This window comes from Marinobacter sp. KMM 10035 (assembly GCF_046537445.1).
GTDB lineage: Bacteria > Pseudomonadota > Gammaproteobacteria > Pseudomonadales > Oleiphilaceae > Marinobacter > Marinobacter sediminicola.
The window spans coordinates 790,458-803,611 of sequence record NZ_JBBVMG010000001.1; the positions used below are offsets into that span (position 1 = coordinate 790,458).

14 protein-coding genes are annotated in these 13,154 nt (G+C 54.7%); 11 read left to right on the forward strand and 3 right to left on the reverse strand.

What is annotated here, in order from left to right; translation table 11 throughout:
* Positions 1-60 precede the first annotated feature (60 nt).
* Both AADB16_RS03470 and AADB16_RS03475 read left to right on the forward strand, forming a co-directional pair.
* Positions 61-741, forward strand: coding sequence for a response regulator transcription factor (locus AADB16_RS03470; RefSeq protein ID WP_100637889.1), 681 nt, complete (start codon positions 61-63; stop codon positions 739-741).
* A complete protein-coding gene (locus tag AADB16_RS03475) occupies positions 728-2,209 on the forward strand; it encodes a HAMP domain-containing sensor histidine kinase (RefSeq protein ID WP_309045463.1) in 1,482 nt (493 codons plus the stop codon). Before AADB16_RS03470 ends, AADB16_RS03475 begins: the two co-directional genes overlap by 14 nt.
* Positions 2,210-2,212: 3 nt before the next feature.
* Here the strand turns inward: AADB16_RS03475 and AADB16_RS03480 are convergent, their stop codons facing one another.
* Entirely contained in the window at positions 2,213-2,494 is a 282-nt protein-coding gene (locus AADB16_RS03480; RefSeq protein WP_309045462.1) for a hypothetical protein, read from the reverse strand.
* A gap of 297 nt (positions 2,495-2,791) precedes the next feature.
* A complete protein-coding gene (gene greB / locus AADB16_RS03485; RefSeq protein ID WP_309045461.1) occupies positions 2,792-3,265 on the reverse strand; it encodes a transcription elongation factor GreB in 474 nt (157 codons plus the stop codon).
* Positions 3,266-3,432: 167 nt separating this feature from the next.
* Between greB and AADB16_RS03490 the strand changes: the two genes are divergently transcribed.
* Positions 3,433-3,891 (forward strand): hypothetical protein, encoded by a 459-nt coding sequence (locus tag AADB16_RS03490; RefSeq protein ID WP_309045460.1) that lies wholly within the window; start codon positions 3,433-3,435, stop codon positions 3,889-3,891.
* A gap of 86 nt (positions 3,892-3,977) precedes the next feature.
* On the opposite strand, the gene AADB16_RS03495 is transcribed toward AADB16_RS03490, so the two are convergent.
* Positions 3,978-4,238 carry an acyl-CoA-binding protein gene (locus AADB16_RS03495; RefSeq protein ID WP_298452054.1) on the reverse strand — a complete coding sequence of 87 codons (261 nt, stop codon included), beginning with the start codon at positions 4,236-4,238 and terminating at the stop codon, positions 3,978-3,980.
* Positions 4,239-4,543: 305 nt separating this feature from the next.
* Between AADB16_RS03495 and tssB the strand changes: the two genes are divergently transcribed.
* The 8 genes from tssB to tssK all read left to right on the forward strand — a co-directional run bounded on the left by tssB (position 4,544) and on the right by tssK (position 13,154).
* The gene (tssB, locus tag AADB16_RS03500) at positions 4,544-5,038 is read left to right on the forward strand and encodes a type VI secretion system contractile sheath small subunit (RefSeq protein ID WP_309045459.1); all 495 of its coding nucleotides are present in this window, start codon (positions 4,544-4,546) and stop codon (positions 5,036-5,038) included.
* A 65-nt stretch (positions 5,039-5,103) separates the two neighbouring features.
* Entirely contained in the window at positions 5,104-6,585 is a 1,482-nt protein-coding gene (tssC, locus tag AADB16_RS03505; RefSeq protein ID WP_309045458.1) for a type VI secretion system contractile sheath large subunit, read from the forward strand.
* A 27-nt stretch (positions 6,586-6,612) separates the two neighbouring features.
* Positions 6,613-7,017 carry a type VI secretion system baseplate subunit TssE gene (gene tssE, locus AADB16_RS03510; RefSeq protein ID WP_410803569.1) on the forward strand — a complete coding sequence of 135 codons (405 nt, stop codon included), beginning with the start codon at positions 6,613-6,615 and terminating at the stop codon, positions 7,015-7,017.
* A 145-nt stretch (positions 7,018-7,162) separates the two neighbouring features.
* Positions 7,163-8,935: a type VI secretion system baseplate subunit TssF gene (gene tssF / locus AADB16_RS03515; RefSeq protein WP_410801404.1), complete on the forward strand. Its 1,773-nt coding sequence runs from the start codon at positions 7,163-7,165 to the stop codon at positions 8,933-8,935.
* The gene (gene tssG / locus AADB16_RS03520; protein WP_410801406.1) at positions 8,899-9,915 is read left to right on the forward strand and encodes a type VI secretion system baseplate subunit TssG; all 1,017 of its coding nucleotides are present in this window, start codon (positions 8,899-8,901) and stop codon (positions 9,913-9,915) included. The genes tssF and tssG overlap by 37 nt, the downstream gene beginning before the upstream one ends.
* 19 nt (positions 9,916-9,934) lie before the next feature.
* Positions 9,935-11,284 carry a type VI secretion system-associated FHA domain protein TagH gene (tagH, locus tag AADB16_RS03525; protein WP_410801408.1) on the forward strand — a complete coding sequence of 450 codons (1,350 nt, stop codon included), beginning with the start codon at positions 9,935-9,937 and terminating at the stop codon, positions 11,282-11,284.
* Positions 11,281-11,820 (forward strand): type VI secretion system lipoprotein TssJ, encoded by a 540-nt coding sequence (gene tssJ, locus AADB16_RS03530; RefSeq protein ID WP_309045454.1) that lies wholly within the window; start codon positions 11,281-11,283, stop codon positions 11,818-11,820. Before tagH ends, tssJ begins: the two co-directional genes overlap by 4 nt.
* The gene (gene tssK / locus AADB16_RS03535; protein WP_410801410.1) at positions 11,820-13,154 is read left to right on the forward strand and encodes a type VI secretion system baseplate subunit TssK; all 1,335 of its coding nucleotides are present in this window, start codon (positions 11,820-11,822) and stop codon (positions 13,152-13,154) included. The genes tssJ and tssK overlap by 1 nt, the downstream gene beginning before the upstream one ends.

The window sequence follows — 13,154 nt, forward strand, 5'->3', positions numbered from 1 at the left end:
CGGTGCTCCAAGTTATTCGTACTCTGTTGTTAATGTAATCCGCTATCAGGAGGGGATCCGGTGAAAGCGCTGGTAATCGAAGACGATCAGGACGTAGCAAATTATCTTGTTAAAGGGCTGAAAGAATCAGACTTCGTGGTTGATCATGCTGCCGATGGCAAAGACGGCATGATGATGGCCGCCAGTGAAGAGTACGACATCATGATTGTCGATCGCATGCTTCCAGGCATGGACGGGCTCTCTATTATCAAAACGGTTCGTGCAACTGGAAACCAGGTGCCGGTTCTTATCCTCAGCGCGCTGGGCGATGTAGACGATCGTGTTGAAGGTCTGCGGGGTGGCGGTGATGATTACCTTACCAAGCCTTTCTCTTTTACTGAGCTTCTTGCCCGGATTGAGTCGCTGGTTCGCCGGAACCGCCAGTCGGCGGAAACTGAAACCGTGCTGCGCGTAGCCGATCTGGAAATGGATCTGCTGGCCCGCACAGTGAAGCGCTCCGGTCAGAATATTGATGTGCAGCCCCGGGAATTCCGGTTGCTGGAGTATTTGATGCGCAACGCCGGCCAAGTAGTCACCCGGACCATGCTGCTGGAAAAAGTCTGGGATTATCACTTTGATCCCCAGACCAACGTGATCGACGTGCATATAAGCCGTCTCCGGGCAAAGATTGATAAGGAATTCGAAACACCCTTGCTGCAAACCGTCAGGGGTGCAGGGTACATGTTACGTGAAACTGCTTAGCCAGCTCAGGACATCGTCCTTCCAGCTTGCCCTGCTGTATATGGTGGTGTTTGCCACCTCGGTATTTTTATTACTGGCCTTTATTTACTGGCGTACAGCGGGTTTTATGACCGCTCAGACCGACGAAACCATTGAAGCGGAAATCGCCGGACTGGCGGAGCAATACAGAGGGCGCGGTGTAAACGGCCTGATCACGATTATTCGTGAGCGGGTTGCCCGCGATCCCAATGCAAAAACCATCTACTTGCTGACCACCGAAGACTTCCTCAAACTGGCCGGCAATCTGGAAACCTGGCCAGAGGGCAGTCCCTCAGAGGGTGGTTGGGTTAACTTTACGCTCAGCTCAGCTGTGGGCTGGAAAGGGCCAGAGCGCCTGGCCCGGGCCCGAATATTTGAAGTTCAGGGCGGCTTGCGGCTATTGGTGGGTCGGGATGTTGACGAACTCACCAGCCTCAAAAGAGTAATTGAGACGGCCATTAACTGGGGCATGGGGATCACCCTTGCGCTGGCACTACTCGGTGGCTATTTGATGAGCCGAAATACCATTCGCCGCATAGAGGTCATCAACAATACCTCCCGGCGAATAATGAACGGACACCTCTCCCTGCGTATACCTACCCGTGGCACTGAGGACGATTTCGATCAGCTGGCAGAAAACCTGAATCAGATGTTGGACAGGATTGTTTATCTGATGGAAGGTATCCGCCATGTGTCTGACAGCATTGCCCACGACCTTCGTACGCCTCTCACGCGATTGCGGAACCAGCTTGAAAACACCCTGATGTCCGTCGACAACGATGAGGCCCGTGAGCAGGCAGGCCGCGCTGTTGCAGAGGCAGATCAGCTTCTGGCAACGTTTAATGCACTGCTGCGCATCGCGCGTCTGGAGACGAAAGGTAACTCGTCTGATATGAAGCGTGTGGCTTTGGACGAATTGGTGTCTGATGCCTGTGAGCTCTATGAGGCGGTGGCAGAGGACAAAGATCAGGCATTTGAGCAGTCTCTTGAGCCAGGTGTGGTACTTGAAGGCGACCGGGACCTGTTATTTCAGATGATCAGTAACCTGATCGACAACGCAATAAAATACACGCCTGAGCACGGTGCCATTGGTGTGGCTGTGCGGAGAGAGGGCGATGATGCTGTTTTCGAAGTCAGCGATAGTGGTATCGGTATTCCGGACGATGAGAAAGATCAGGTATTCCAGCGATTTTATCGGGTTGGTAAAAGCCGTTCGCTACCCGGCAATGGCTTGGGGCTAAGCTTGGTAAGTGCCGTAGCGGAAATCCATAAGGGGCGGATTATACTTAGCGATACCGATGAAACTCAGCAACCGCCAGGGCTGACAGTTTCTGTGTACATGCCCGCGCTTACCCGTGTGCGCAAACGCATACGGGCTACTCAAGCGGAGCAGGCACTCGCGTCGACCACCGATGACGCAACGGGCGCCAAAGAGGCCGACCGCGCCTGAGCATCAGTGGCTTGGGCGGAACCGGTTCACTTGCGACATAACCGGTGCGATCAGCGCATCGGTGCGGGTCTCGAATTGCTGGGTGATGCGCTCAAACTGAGAACGGCGAAGGTTTAGGCGCACCTGAATGCTGTCCCACTCACCTTCCAAGTGTTTCTGCTCTGTCATCAGAAACGCCGCAATATTGTGACGGTTAATTTTTCCGGTAATGCCCATTTGGTCGAGGCGAAAGCCCAGTGCATCTACGCCTTCAAGAGCCATGTTCAGCAGCTTCTGTGTGTTCATTTGTGCTATCTCCATAACTGGAAGGGAATCTAAGGTTTGATGCCATAACGCTATCCCCGTCCCCTAGAGTGTACAACCTAATTTTCTGCGCAGAATTGCCGAGCTTACCCTGACCAAAAGGTAATTCATCGGCAAGGGCCAGGTAATACCGGGTGTGGAGAATGGGCATTGTAGATAGAAGCAAGCATTAATAGCCGCTTGCTTCTCCCTCCAGTACAGCGCTAGCCTTACCCCGTTTTTACGGGGTTTTTTTATGTCTGGCGATTAGCGTCAGGCGAGAATATCTACCCGGGCGCGCTACTTATCGTATGCAATAGAGTTGATATGCCAGGTGATTGTGCCGGCATCGGTTCGCACCTCGGCCTCGTCGCCCACTTCTTTTTTTAGCAGGGCCCTGGCCATCGGTGAGTCGATGGAAATGTAGTCATTGCGGTTGAATATCTCATCGTAGCCAACGATTCGGAACTTCAGGGTTTTGCTATCGTCGTTTTCAACTTCTACCCAGGCCCCGAAAAATACTTTTCCTTCCTGATCCGGGTGGTACTCCACTACTTTCAGATTGTCCAGGCAGCGTCTCAGGTAGCGTACTCGGCGATCAATCTCTCTGAGTCGTTTCTTGTTGTACTGATAGTCTGCGTTCTCACTGCGATCGCCAAGGCTGGCCGCCCAAGTAACTTTTTTGGTGACCTCCGGGCGCTCAAATCTCCAGAGTTCGTCGTGTTCTTTTTGCAGATCATCGTAGCCCTGCCGGGTGATAAGTGGCGTCTTCAAGGCTGCTCCTGTTGTTCAAAGAGGGTGCGTAACTGGCGGTCCTATTTAACAGGGCCAGTGAAAGTTGTCACAAAACGGTCAATTAACTGAGAAACACGCCCGGTTTGGCGATAGACTGATCGAAAATTGACACATTAATAAAAAGCGTGTCTTCGAGGGTGAATCTCATGAGTCTCTTGCATCGTTTTATCAGAGCGCCGGAATTGATGCGTTCCGGTTTGGTTTCTGCCGTTTTCCTGCTCATGGTAACAGGATTGGCCAGTGCGCAGACCAGTCCTGGCGAGAGCCAGCTGTTTGAGGTTGAACAACGGTCAACGCTGGAAACTATCCCTTTTCGCTCCATTGCTGAAGATGCGCTGTCGGACACGGTGATAGAGGGCGGTTTGGCTGCGCCAGCTGAGGGTGTCCCTGTGCAACAAGCGGGTGCTGATGACTTCTATCTCGACCCCTTGGCGATACAGCCTGGGGATGGCCGTACGGATCTCGGGCGTTCTCAGATACCGGTAGAGTTTCGCTTCAGCAATCCAAAATCTCTTCCCGGGCAGACACACAGTAATAACTATGTGATTCGTCCGCCAGAAAATCGCACCTACGAAGCCCTTAATGTGAATATGAACGGCCGCTGACAGGTCCGGAAAATATAGGGATGCGTTGAATAAAAGGTGTTGTGATCCCGGCAGTGTTTCTGCCGGGATCGAAAAGCAGCGACGGCTTACTTCAGGGCTTCGAGCTTGTCGATGTACTTCTGCATGGCGTCATCTTTCGACATGCCTTTGCACTTTTCCCAAGCGTCGTACTTGGCGCGGCCAACAAAATCCATCATGCCCGGGCGCTTGCCGGACACATCGCCTTCGGTGCCCTGCTTGTACAGTGCGTAGAACTCCAGCTTCATCTCGTTGGATGGTTTGAAATCGCCTTCGGCGTTTTGAATGTAGTTTACTGCTTCTTCGAAACGGGTTTTCACGTCGCTCATATCAATCTCTTCCTTGGTTATTGTGAAAGTACTTTGAAGCTTTAACTATGGGTTTCAGGAGTATAACTACGACGCCAGGTGCCGTCATTGACCAAGTTTACCAAGGCTATGGCCAGTAGGTCATAAGTACACACATGGGGACAAACACTTTGGCAAAAGTTTGCCCGCGCGCACAGTTTGCGGCATTGCTGGCCAATTTTTGCTTGAGAAACCTGATCCACGTGTGTACAGTTTTGCCGTTGCGTACCAGGATGGTGCGCACGAAGGACTGAACAACTGCAAATGATTTGCACAGGGAGCAAGCCATGTCGTCTAAAGACGGTTCTGTCGCGCCTAAAGAGCGCATCAATATCAAGTATGTCCCCGCCACCGGAGATCAGCAGGCTGAAACCGAACTGCCGCTGAAGATGTTCGTCGTTGGTGATTTTAAAGGACACGCCGAAGAAACCCCCATCGAAGAACGCAAAGCCATTTCCGTCGACAAGAACAACTTCCGTTCTGTCATGAAGGAAGCCGGCCTTACGTTATCCACTACTGTATCCAACCAGCTGGAAGATCAAGCCGACGAACTGCCGGTCAACCTCGAATTCCAGTCCCTGGATGACTTCTCGCCCGATAGCATTGCCCGCCAGGTTCCCGAGATGAAGAAACTCATCGAGCTGCGGGAAGCGCTGGTTGCCTTGAAAGGCCCGTTGGGTAATGTGCCTTCGTTCCGTTCCAAGCTGCAGGAATTGCTGGATAACGACGAAGCTCGTGAAACCCTGTTGTCTGAGCTGGAACTGGCGACAGACGGCGAGTAATCGATGCTGCCGCTTGTACGCGGTACACAACATCAAATATCAATCACGTACTGAAGGGATGTGGTATGTCTGATACTGCTGCGCAGCAATCCGCTGCCTCCGAATCTGTAATGGAAGGCTCGTTGCTCGACCAGGTAATGGCCAATAGCCGTATGGCGCCGGCTGACGAGGGCTATGATGTAGCCCGCAAAGGCGTCGCAACGTTTATTGCCAACCTGCTGAAAAGCGAAGAGAAAGGCCAGCCGGTCAACAAGGCACTGGTTGACCAGATGGTGGTAGAGCTGGATCGCAAGATCAGCGCCCAGATGGATGAAATTCTGCACGCGCCCAAGTTGCAGGAACTGGAGTCCTCCTGGCGCGGCCTCAAGCTGATGGTTGATCGCACTGACTTCCGCGAAAACATCAAAGTGGATATTTTGCACGCCACGAAAACCGAACTTCTCGAAGACTTCGAGTTTGCTCCCGATGTGACTCAGACCGGCTTCTACAAGCATATATATTCCACAGAATACGGCCAGTTCGGCGGCGAGCCTGTCGGTGCGGTTGTTGGTAATTATGCGTTCACACCGTCTACCCCGGATATGAAGCTGCTGCAGTATGTATCGTCTGTTGGTGCTATGGCCCATGCGCCTTTCCTGTCCTCGGTTGCGCCATCATTCTTTGGCGTAGACAGCTACCAGGAATTGCCGGCGATCAAAGAGCTGAAAGCCGTTTTTGAAGGCCCGAAATACGCCAAGTGGCGTTCCCTGCGTGAATCCGAAGACGCCCGCTACCTTGGCCTGGCTTCGCCACGTTTCCTGCTACGGGTGCCTTATGACCCAAGCGAAAACCCGGTACGCAGCTTCAACTACAAGGAAGATGTCTCCGGCGATCACGAGCATTACCTGTGGGGCAATACCGCCTACCTGCTGGCTACGCGATTGACTGAGAGCTTTGCCAAGTACCGTTGGTGCCCGAACATCATCGGCCCACAAAGCGGCGGTGCTGTGGAAGACCTGCCGGTTCACCTGTTCGAATCCTTCGGCCAGCTGGAAGCGAAGATCCCGACCGAAGTACTGATCACCGACCGCCGTGAATACGAAATGGCCGACGAAGGGTTTATCTCCCTCACCATGCGTAAGGGTAGCGATAACGCCGCATTTTTCTCAGCCAACTCCGTACAAAAGCCCAAGCAGTTCCCGAACACCAAGGAAGGCAAAGAAGCGGAAACCAACTACAAGTTGGGCACCCAGCTGCCTTATATGATGATCGTTAACCGCCTTGCTCATTACATCAAGGTGCTGCAGCGTGAGCAGATCGGTTCCTGGAAAGAGCGGCAGGATCTCGAGCGCGAACTGAACACATGGATTCGTCAGTACGTGGCTGACCAGGAAAACCCGCCGGCCGAAGTACGCAGCCGCCGCCCATTGCGCGCAGCTCAGGTAACGGTTTCCGATGTAGAGGGCGATCCGGGCTGGTACCAGGTGTCTCTGGCCGTGCGTCCGCACTTCAAGTATATGGGGGCCAACTTTGAGCTGTCGCTGGTAGGCCGTCTGGACAAGGATTAATCCGTGTTCAGTAGTGACGCGCAAACCATGGGAGGCAGCCTGTTCGAACGATTGGAGCAGGCTGGCTCTCCGGAAGGGCAGAGCATGGGCGAAGAAACCCACGTGGTGCGATCCATCAAGCGCCATCTGGTTCGCCTGCTCAATGCACACCCCGGCAATAGTGCCTGCGCGCCGGAACTGGGACTGCTGGACTTCAACGATGCGACACTGGGTACCCACGATCTGAGTATCCAGATCCGCAGCGCGATTCGGCAGTGTATTGAGAAGTACGAGCCCAGAGTAAAAAGGGTTGATGTGGTTGCTTTGCCTCAGGGGCCGGATCCTTTGCAGTTGCGGTTTCAGGTAACGGTCTACCTGAATGTCGGCTCCAAAGACGACAAGACAACTATAGATTTATTACTGGATGACAAACGTTACTACCGAGTGATGTAACGAAACGATCAGCAAACACCATGGATGGCAGGAGCCGGTGGGGATGCTTTTCTGCAGGGAAAAAAATGTCTGAGCGCAGCGAGTTGTTTTTTCCCGGAAGAAAAGTATACCGACCGGATCATACTCCCAAGGAAGCGGTAGTTGTATGAAGTTAAACCGATTTTACAGGGACGAACTGAGTTTTTTGAGGCTGCAGGGGCGGGAGTTTGCTGAGGCTCACCCGCAGCTTACCCGATTCTTGTCAGAACAAAGCACCGATCCAGATGTTGAGCGTTTATTGGAAGGCTTTGCGTTTCTCACCGGAAAGCTACGTGAAAAAGTCGAGGACGAATTTCCGGAGCTGACGCACTCGCTCTTGAACATGTTGTGGCCGAACTACCTGCGCCCGGTTCCCAGCTGCACGATTATGCGGTTTGATCCGCAGCTACATTCCATCAGTGAACGACAAAGGGTAGAACGGCACACCGAAATCAAGAGTCGTCCTTTGGGAGATTCTACGCGTCAGACTCAGTGCCGGTTTCGTACTTGTCGGGCGGTGGATGTGTTTCCCATCAGTGTTGCGGACGCTCATGCGGAGCATTCACGGGAAGTGTCGTCGATGACCGTGGATCTGGCGCTGCATACTGATCAACCGTTGAATGCCCTGGATCTTGATAGCCTGCGTTTCTATCTGGGTGGTGATAACCACACCGCTGAAACGCTTTATCTTTGGCTGAACCACTATCTCAGCCGCATGGATCTAGTGGTTGGAGATTCCGTTTTCAGTCTGCCGACGTCGTTGTTGAAGCCGGTTGGCTTCGCCAGTGATGAGGCGCTTTTGCCTTATCCGAAGAACGCCTATTCCGGCTACAGGATTCTGCAGGAATACCTGAGCTTTCCCGAGGCGTTCCGGTTTGTAGACATCACCGGTCTTAAAAATCGTTTGCCTGCAGTCCAGGCAGATGAAATTAGCTTACGTTTTCATTTCAGCCGGATCTTGCCGCCGGATGCCCGGGTTCGGGCGGAGAATATGCAACTTTACTGCACGCCGGCGGTGAATCTGTTTACCCATGAGGGTGAGCCGGTGGATCTTAATGGGCGTCAGACCGAGTACCGTATTCTGGCATCGAGTCGCTCGCCGGATCATTTTGAAGTGTTCAGCATTGAGCAGGTGGAAGGCTGGCTGGAAGGCCGTTCGGGGCGCGGTGAGCGTCGGCTTTATACGGCTTTCGAGAGTTTTCAGCACGAAGTTGAGCGGGATCGCGGTCGCACAGCCCTGTATTACCGGGTTCGGGCGAAGGACAGCGTGCGTGGTGATGGCTTTGATCACTATATGTCGTTCGTCCGCGGTGATGAATCCGAGTGTATGGATCGGCAGGAAGCGATTTCCCTGACTCTGACTTGCACCAACCGGCAACTGCCGCAACAGCTGGCGGTTGGGGAAGTTTGCATGGCTACCGAAACCACGCCGGCGTTTGCGTCCTTCAGCAATATCACCCGTCCCACCGCTACCTTGAGGCCGACTCTGGATGGCAGTCTTCTGTGGACGCTGATTTCCAATCTGTCGCTGAACTATCTTTCCATGCTGGATGTGGATGCCCTGCGCACCGTATTGCGTGTGTATGATTTCCGCGCACTGGTGGATCGCCAGGCGGAGCGGGTGTCCCAGAAGCGGTTGGCGGGTATCAGCGCCATTGAAACCAACCCGGTGGACAAGATGATCCGGGGGCTGCCGGTGCGCGGGATTCGTTCGGTAATGAAGCTGGATCAGCAGGCTTTTGCTTCAGAAGGCGATTTGTACCTGTTCGGCACCGTACTCAGCCAGTTCTTTGCACTTTATGCCAGTATCAACGCATTTCACCAACTGGAAGTGGTGAATACAGACAATCAGGAACGGTATACATGGACGTTACAGCAAGGTCAGCAGCCGCTGATGTAGCCGGCCTGCAACCCGTTCTGGGCAATGCGCGGCGCTACAGCTTTTTTCAGCTGGTGGATCTCATTCACCGGCACCACGGTGACGATCTGGAAGGCGGTCGCGACGAGCAACCGCAGCAGGAGCGTATCCGGTTTTCCGCCTCGGCGGGCCTCGGGTTTCCCGGTAGCGATGTGGTTTCCGCTTTGTCGCCGGAGCATGAGCACGGCCCCTACCAGATGGAAGTGAGTTTTCTGGGCCTGCACGGTTCACAGTCGCCGCTGCCGGGTTATTACCTTGAGGATCTGGCCTGGGAGGCGGGTCAGGATTTGGGTATTCGCCGGCATTTTCTGGATTTTTTCAATCACCGGCTGGTTACCCTGTTTCATCGGTCATGGCGCAAATACCGCTACTACGTGCGCTTTCGCCCCGGCGCGTCGGATGGATTTTCCAAACTGATTTATTCCCTGACCGGGCTTGGCGACAGCCGCCTGCGGGAAGCTACACCGGTTAACTGGTCAAAAATGCTGGCCTATTCCGGCCTGATGGCAGGTCGAAGCCGGTCTCCCGAGGTGGTCAGCGGCATCATTGGGCACTGTTTTGATCTGGACGATGTGAGCATCGAACAGTGGGTGTTGCGCAAGGTGGCCATTGGCGAGGATCAGCAAACGCAGCTTGGCAGAAGCAACGCCACCTTGGGGAATGACACCCTGGTGGGCTCTCAGGTTCGTGATCGCAGTGGCAAGTTCATTCTGCGGATTCGCAATCTCAGTCGTCAGCGTTTTGCCGACTTTTTGCCTAACGGGCAGGATCACCAGCGCCTGGTGAAGCTGGTTGAGTTTGCCACCCGCGAGCAACTGGCCTACGACCTGGAGCTGCAGATGCGTGGTCAGGATATCCGACCCATGCAGATGGGAGAGGACATACGGCTGGGCTGGAACTCGTTTGTGACACCTGAGAAATCCGAAACCCGGCCCGCCGTGCGGATTCAGATACGCCGTTAATATGAAAAGGAACGCAATCATGGAAGAGCGGCAGATAACCAGACTGAAGCTGACGGTCACCAACCCCGGTACAACACGAAGTGGGGCAGGCGTTGAGCACAGCTTTGGCCCCAAAGGTGGCTCCATTGGCACCGCCGAAAGTGATACCTGGCAACTGTCGGCGCACCGCACCGGCGCGGTTGCTGGCCATGCTGAGATTCGTCTCTTTGACGGTGGTTACTGTCTTATTGATCGCAGTGGCCGCACCTATATTAACAGTGCAACCCAGCCTGTTGGGCGTGGCCGCCGGGCGCGGTTGAATCAGGGCGACACGGTGAGTATTGGTCGCTACCGCATACGGGCAGAGTTAATAGCAGTGTCATCAGGTTCGTCCACCGAACAGGAACTGGTACTCCACGAGGCGGCGGAAGACAGAAAATTGGTGGATATAGCAGAAGGAGAGTTGGTACGTGGAGCTGGGCGCGATAATGATATACAGGTAGTTGAGCCGATGGAGGGGCTGGCGCCAACAGCTGCTGAAACCCCGAGCGCTGACCCCCTGCAGCACTGGCAGAACGAGCCAGCTCATGTGAATCAGGAAGAGCGCACCTTGATGGCAAGCGAGCGCGCCTGGTTTGCAACTGAAACCGACGTAACGGATGAATACCGGGAGAATCGCGACGTGGCGATGGGTCTTCCGGTAAGAAATGGAGAGAGAGACAGGATGTCAGAAACCCATAACGGCGCATCAAGCCAGAATACTGGTGAGAAAAATGACCGCCAAAGTGATCAGAGCCGCAAACATATCAGTGCCGCCCCGCTGATGCAGGGCATGGAAACGGGGCTCGACTTTGCTGATAGTGATGGGATGCAGTTGTTCCTCGAAGAAGCCGGGCAGACCCTGAAAGCGACCATTGATGGCTTGCTGGCTCTGCACCAGGGCGAAGACAGCCGCCATCAGGCTCTGCGCACGCGGCTGCAGCCCATTGAAGACAACCCCTTGCGCCTTGGCGGGGATTACGAAGAAACCGTACAAACCCTGTTTGCCAGCCAGCGCAGCCCGGTGCACTTGTCGGCGCCGGCCGCTGTACAGGAAAGCCTGCAAAGCCTTAATCACCATCAGCAGGCCACTGGCGCGGCCATCAGCGAAGCGCTGGAAGCCATTCTTCATGCGTTTTCACCAGAAGCTCTGCTGCGCCGCTTCCATGGCTACCGCCGCGGCTTGCAGAAGAACGAGGATGAAGGTCGCTGGGCATGGGATATGTACCAGCACTACTACAAAGAATTGAAATCGAGTCGTCAGCAGGGTTTTGAGCGCCTGTTTCAGGAAGTGTTCGATCAGGCTTACGACCAGCATTTGCGTCAACTACAAAGGGAGAACCTGGTGTGAAAACCTGCAAATGGAAGTTGCTGACGATGGCAGTAGTATTTGTGCTTGCAGGATGCAGCACACCCTATAACGCCGTCACCAAAACCGCGAAAGTACTCTGGGACCCCAGCATTCCTGTGGGCTATCCGGAAGATCTGCCCAGCCGGGTGGATCTGACCATGGTGGCTGAGCCGGGTGTGAACCCGAACGAGTCTCTGGCACCGACACCGATTGCCTTTCAGATCATTGAAATGCGCGACAGCTCCTTGTTGATGGCCGGTGATTTCGACCAGCTTCTGAACAACCTGAAAGACTCCCTTGGTCGGAACTACATCGAGCATAGTGACTACACACTGCTGCCCGGTCAGTTCAAGTTTGTTGAGCCGTTTGAAATCAGCAAAGACACCCGGTTTATCGGTGTGATTGCCTTTTACGCCTACCCGAACCTGTCCCAGTGGAAGAAGGTAGTCAGGGTGGATCCTGTCGGTGGCCGTTACCACCTGCTGGTGAATCTGCGTGACAGGGAAGTCAAACTCAAGCGGTCGGAAGAAACCTGATGGCAGTTACAAATCGAGTGGTCTGGAGTGATGGGCTGTTTATCAAACCCCAGCACTTTCAGCAGCAGCAACGGTATCTGGAACACCAGATCAACGAGCGGTCTCTGGCGGTTTCTGACTACCTGTACGGATTTAGCGATCTGGAGCTGAACGCGGAATACCTCAGTTTCGGGCGTGTAGGTCTGGTGCGGGCCAGCGGCCTGTTCCCTGATGGCACCCGCTTCAACCTGCCCCAGGACGATGTGATGCCAGAGCCTCTGGAAATCACCGATGCATCAGTGGCGAATCAGGTTGTGTACCTGGCTTTGCCTTTGGGCAACGACAGTCTGGCCGAAGTAGAGTGGCCAGATGCGCCTGCCGCCGGGCGATTCCGGGCCCAGAGCACCGAGATCCGCGACTTGCATTCGATCGACGGCGACGCCCACATCATCGACGTGGCTCGGGTCGCGCCGCGCCTGATGCTTGAGCGGGACGACCGCAGCGCATATGCGGCTGTGGCCATTGGCCGGATTCTGGAAAAACGTCCGGATGGCAGCCTGGTGATGGATCCGAATTTTATACCCACCATGCTAAGCGTTCGGTCAGCGCCCAAATTGCAGCGGTTTGTCGGCGAAATGGCAGGCTTGATGCGCGAACGTGCGCGTAACATTGCGGAACGTGTTGGTGCGCCAGGGCAGGGCGGTGTTGCCGATGTGGCGGATTTCATGCTGCTCCAGATGCTCAATCGGGCCCACCCGAGGTTGATGCATCTGGCTCGATTGCGCCAGCTGCACCCGGAGCGTCTGTACGAAGTTCTTCTGGAACTCTGCGGCGAGTTGGTGACATTCACCGACGAAAGCCGGCTGCCACGGGAATATCCCCCCTACGACCACGACCTTCCGGAAGACAGCTTTACGCCACTGATGCAGGTGTTGCGACAATCCCTGAGTACGGTGTTGGAGCCACGGGCTCTGGCTATTCAGCTGCAACAGCGCCAGTACGGCCTGACGGTCGCGCCGGTTCAGGACGGCCAGCTGATTAATGGTGCCGAATTTATTCTGGCGGTGAAAGCCGACATCCCACTGGACGATTTGCGCAAGCAATTCACCCAGCAGTGCAAGGTGGCCTCCGTGGAGAAAATTCGCGATCTCATCAGTCTGCAACTACCGGGCATTCCGCTATCCGCCTTGCCGGTGGCGCCGCGTCAGTTGCCCTATCACGCAGGGTTTGTGTACTTCCGGCTGGACGATCAAAGCCAGGCCTGGCAGATGCTCGACAACGCCAGTGGTTTTGCCTTCCACGTGGCGGGCAGCTTCCCGGGCCTGGAAATGCAGTTCTGGGCAATCAGGAGCTAA

Coding starts and splice junctions, on each gene's coding strand:
- AADB16_RS03480 (WP_309045462.1), bottom strand. CDS start 2,494: ATGAACACACAGAAGCTGCTGAACATGGCTCTTGAAGGCGTAGATGCA.
- AADB16_RS03490 (WP_309045460.1), top strand. CDS start 3,433: ATGAGTCTCTTGCATCGTTTTATCAGAGCGCCGGAATTGATGCGTTCC.
- AADB16_RS03495 (WP_298452054.1), bottom strand. CDS start 4,238: ATGAGCGACGTGAAAACCCGTTTCGAAGAAGCAGTAAACTACATTCAA.
- tssB (WP_309045459.1), top strand. CDS start 4,544: ATGTCGTCTAAAGACGGTTCTGTCGCGCCTAAAGAGCGCATCAATATC.
- tssC (WP_309045458.1), top strand. CDS start 5,104: ATGTCTGATACTGCTGCGCAGCAATCCGCTGCCTCCGAATCTGTAATG.
- tssE (WP_410803569.1), top strand. CDS start 6,613: ATGGGAGGCAGCCTGTTCGAACGATTGGAGCAGGCTGGCTCTCCGGAA.
- tssF (WP_410801404.1), top strand. CDS start 7,163: ATGAAGTTAAACCGATTTTACAGGGACGAACTGAGTTTTTTGAGGCTG.
- tssG (WP_410801406.1), top strand. CDS start 8,899: ATGGACGTTACAGCAAGGTCAGCAGCCGCTGATGTAGCCGGCCTGCAA.
- tagH (WP_410801408.1), top strand. CDS start 9,935: ATGGAAGAGCGGCAGATAACCAGACTGAAGCTGACGGTCACCAACCCC.
- tssK (WP_410801410.1), top strand. CDS start 11,820: ATGGCAGTTACAAATCGAGTGGTCTGGAGTGATGGGCTGTTTATCAAA.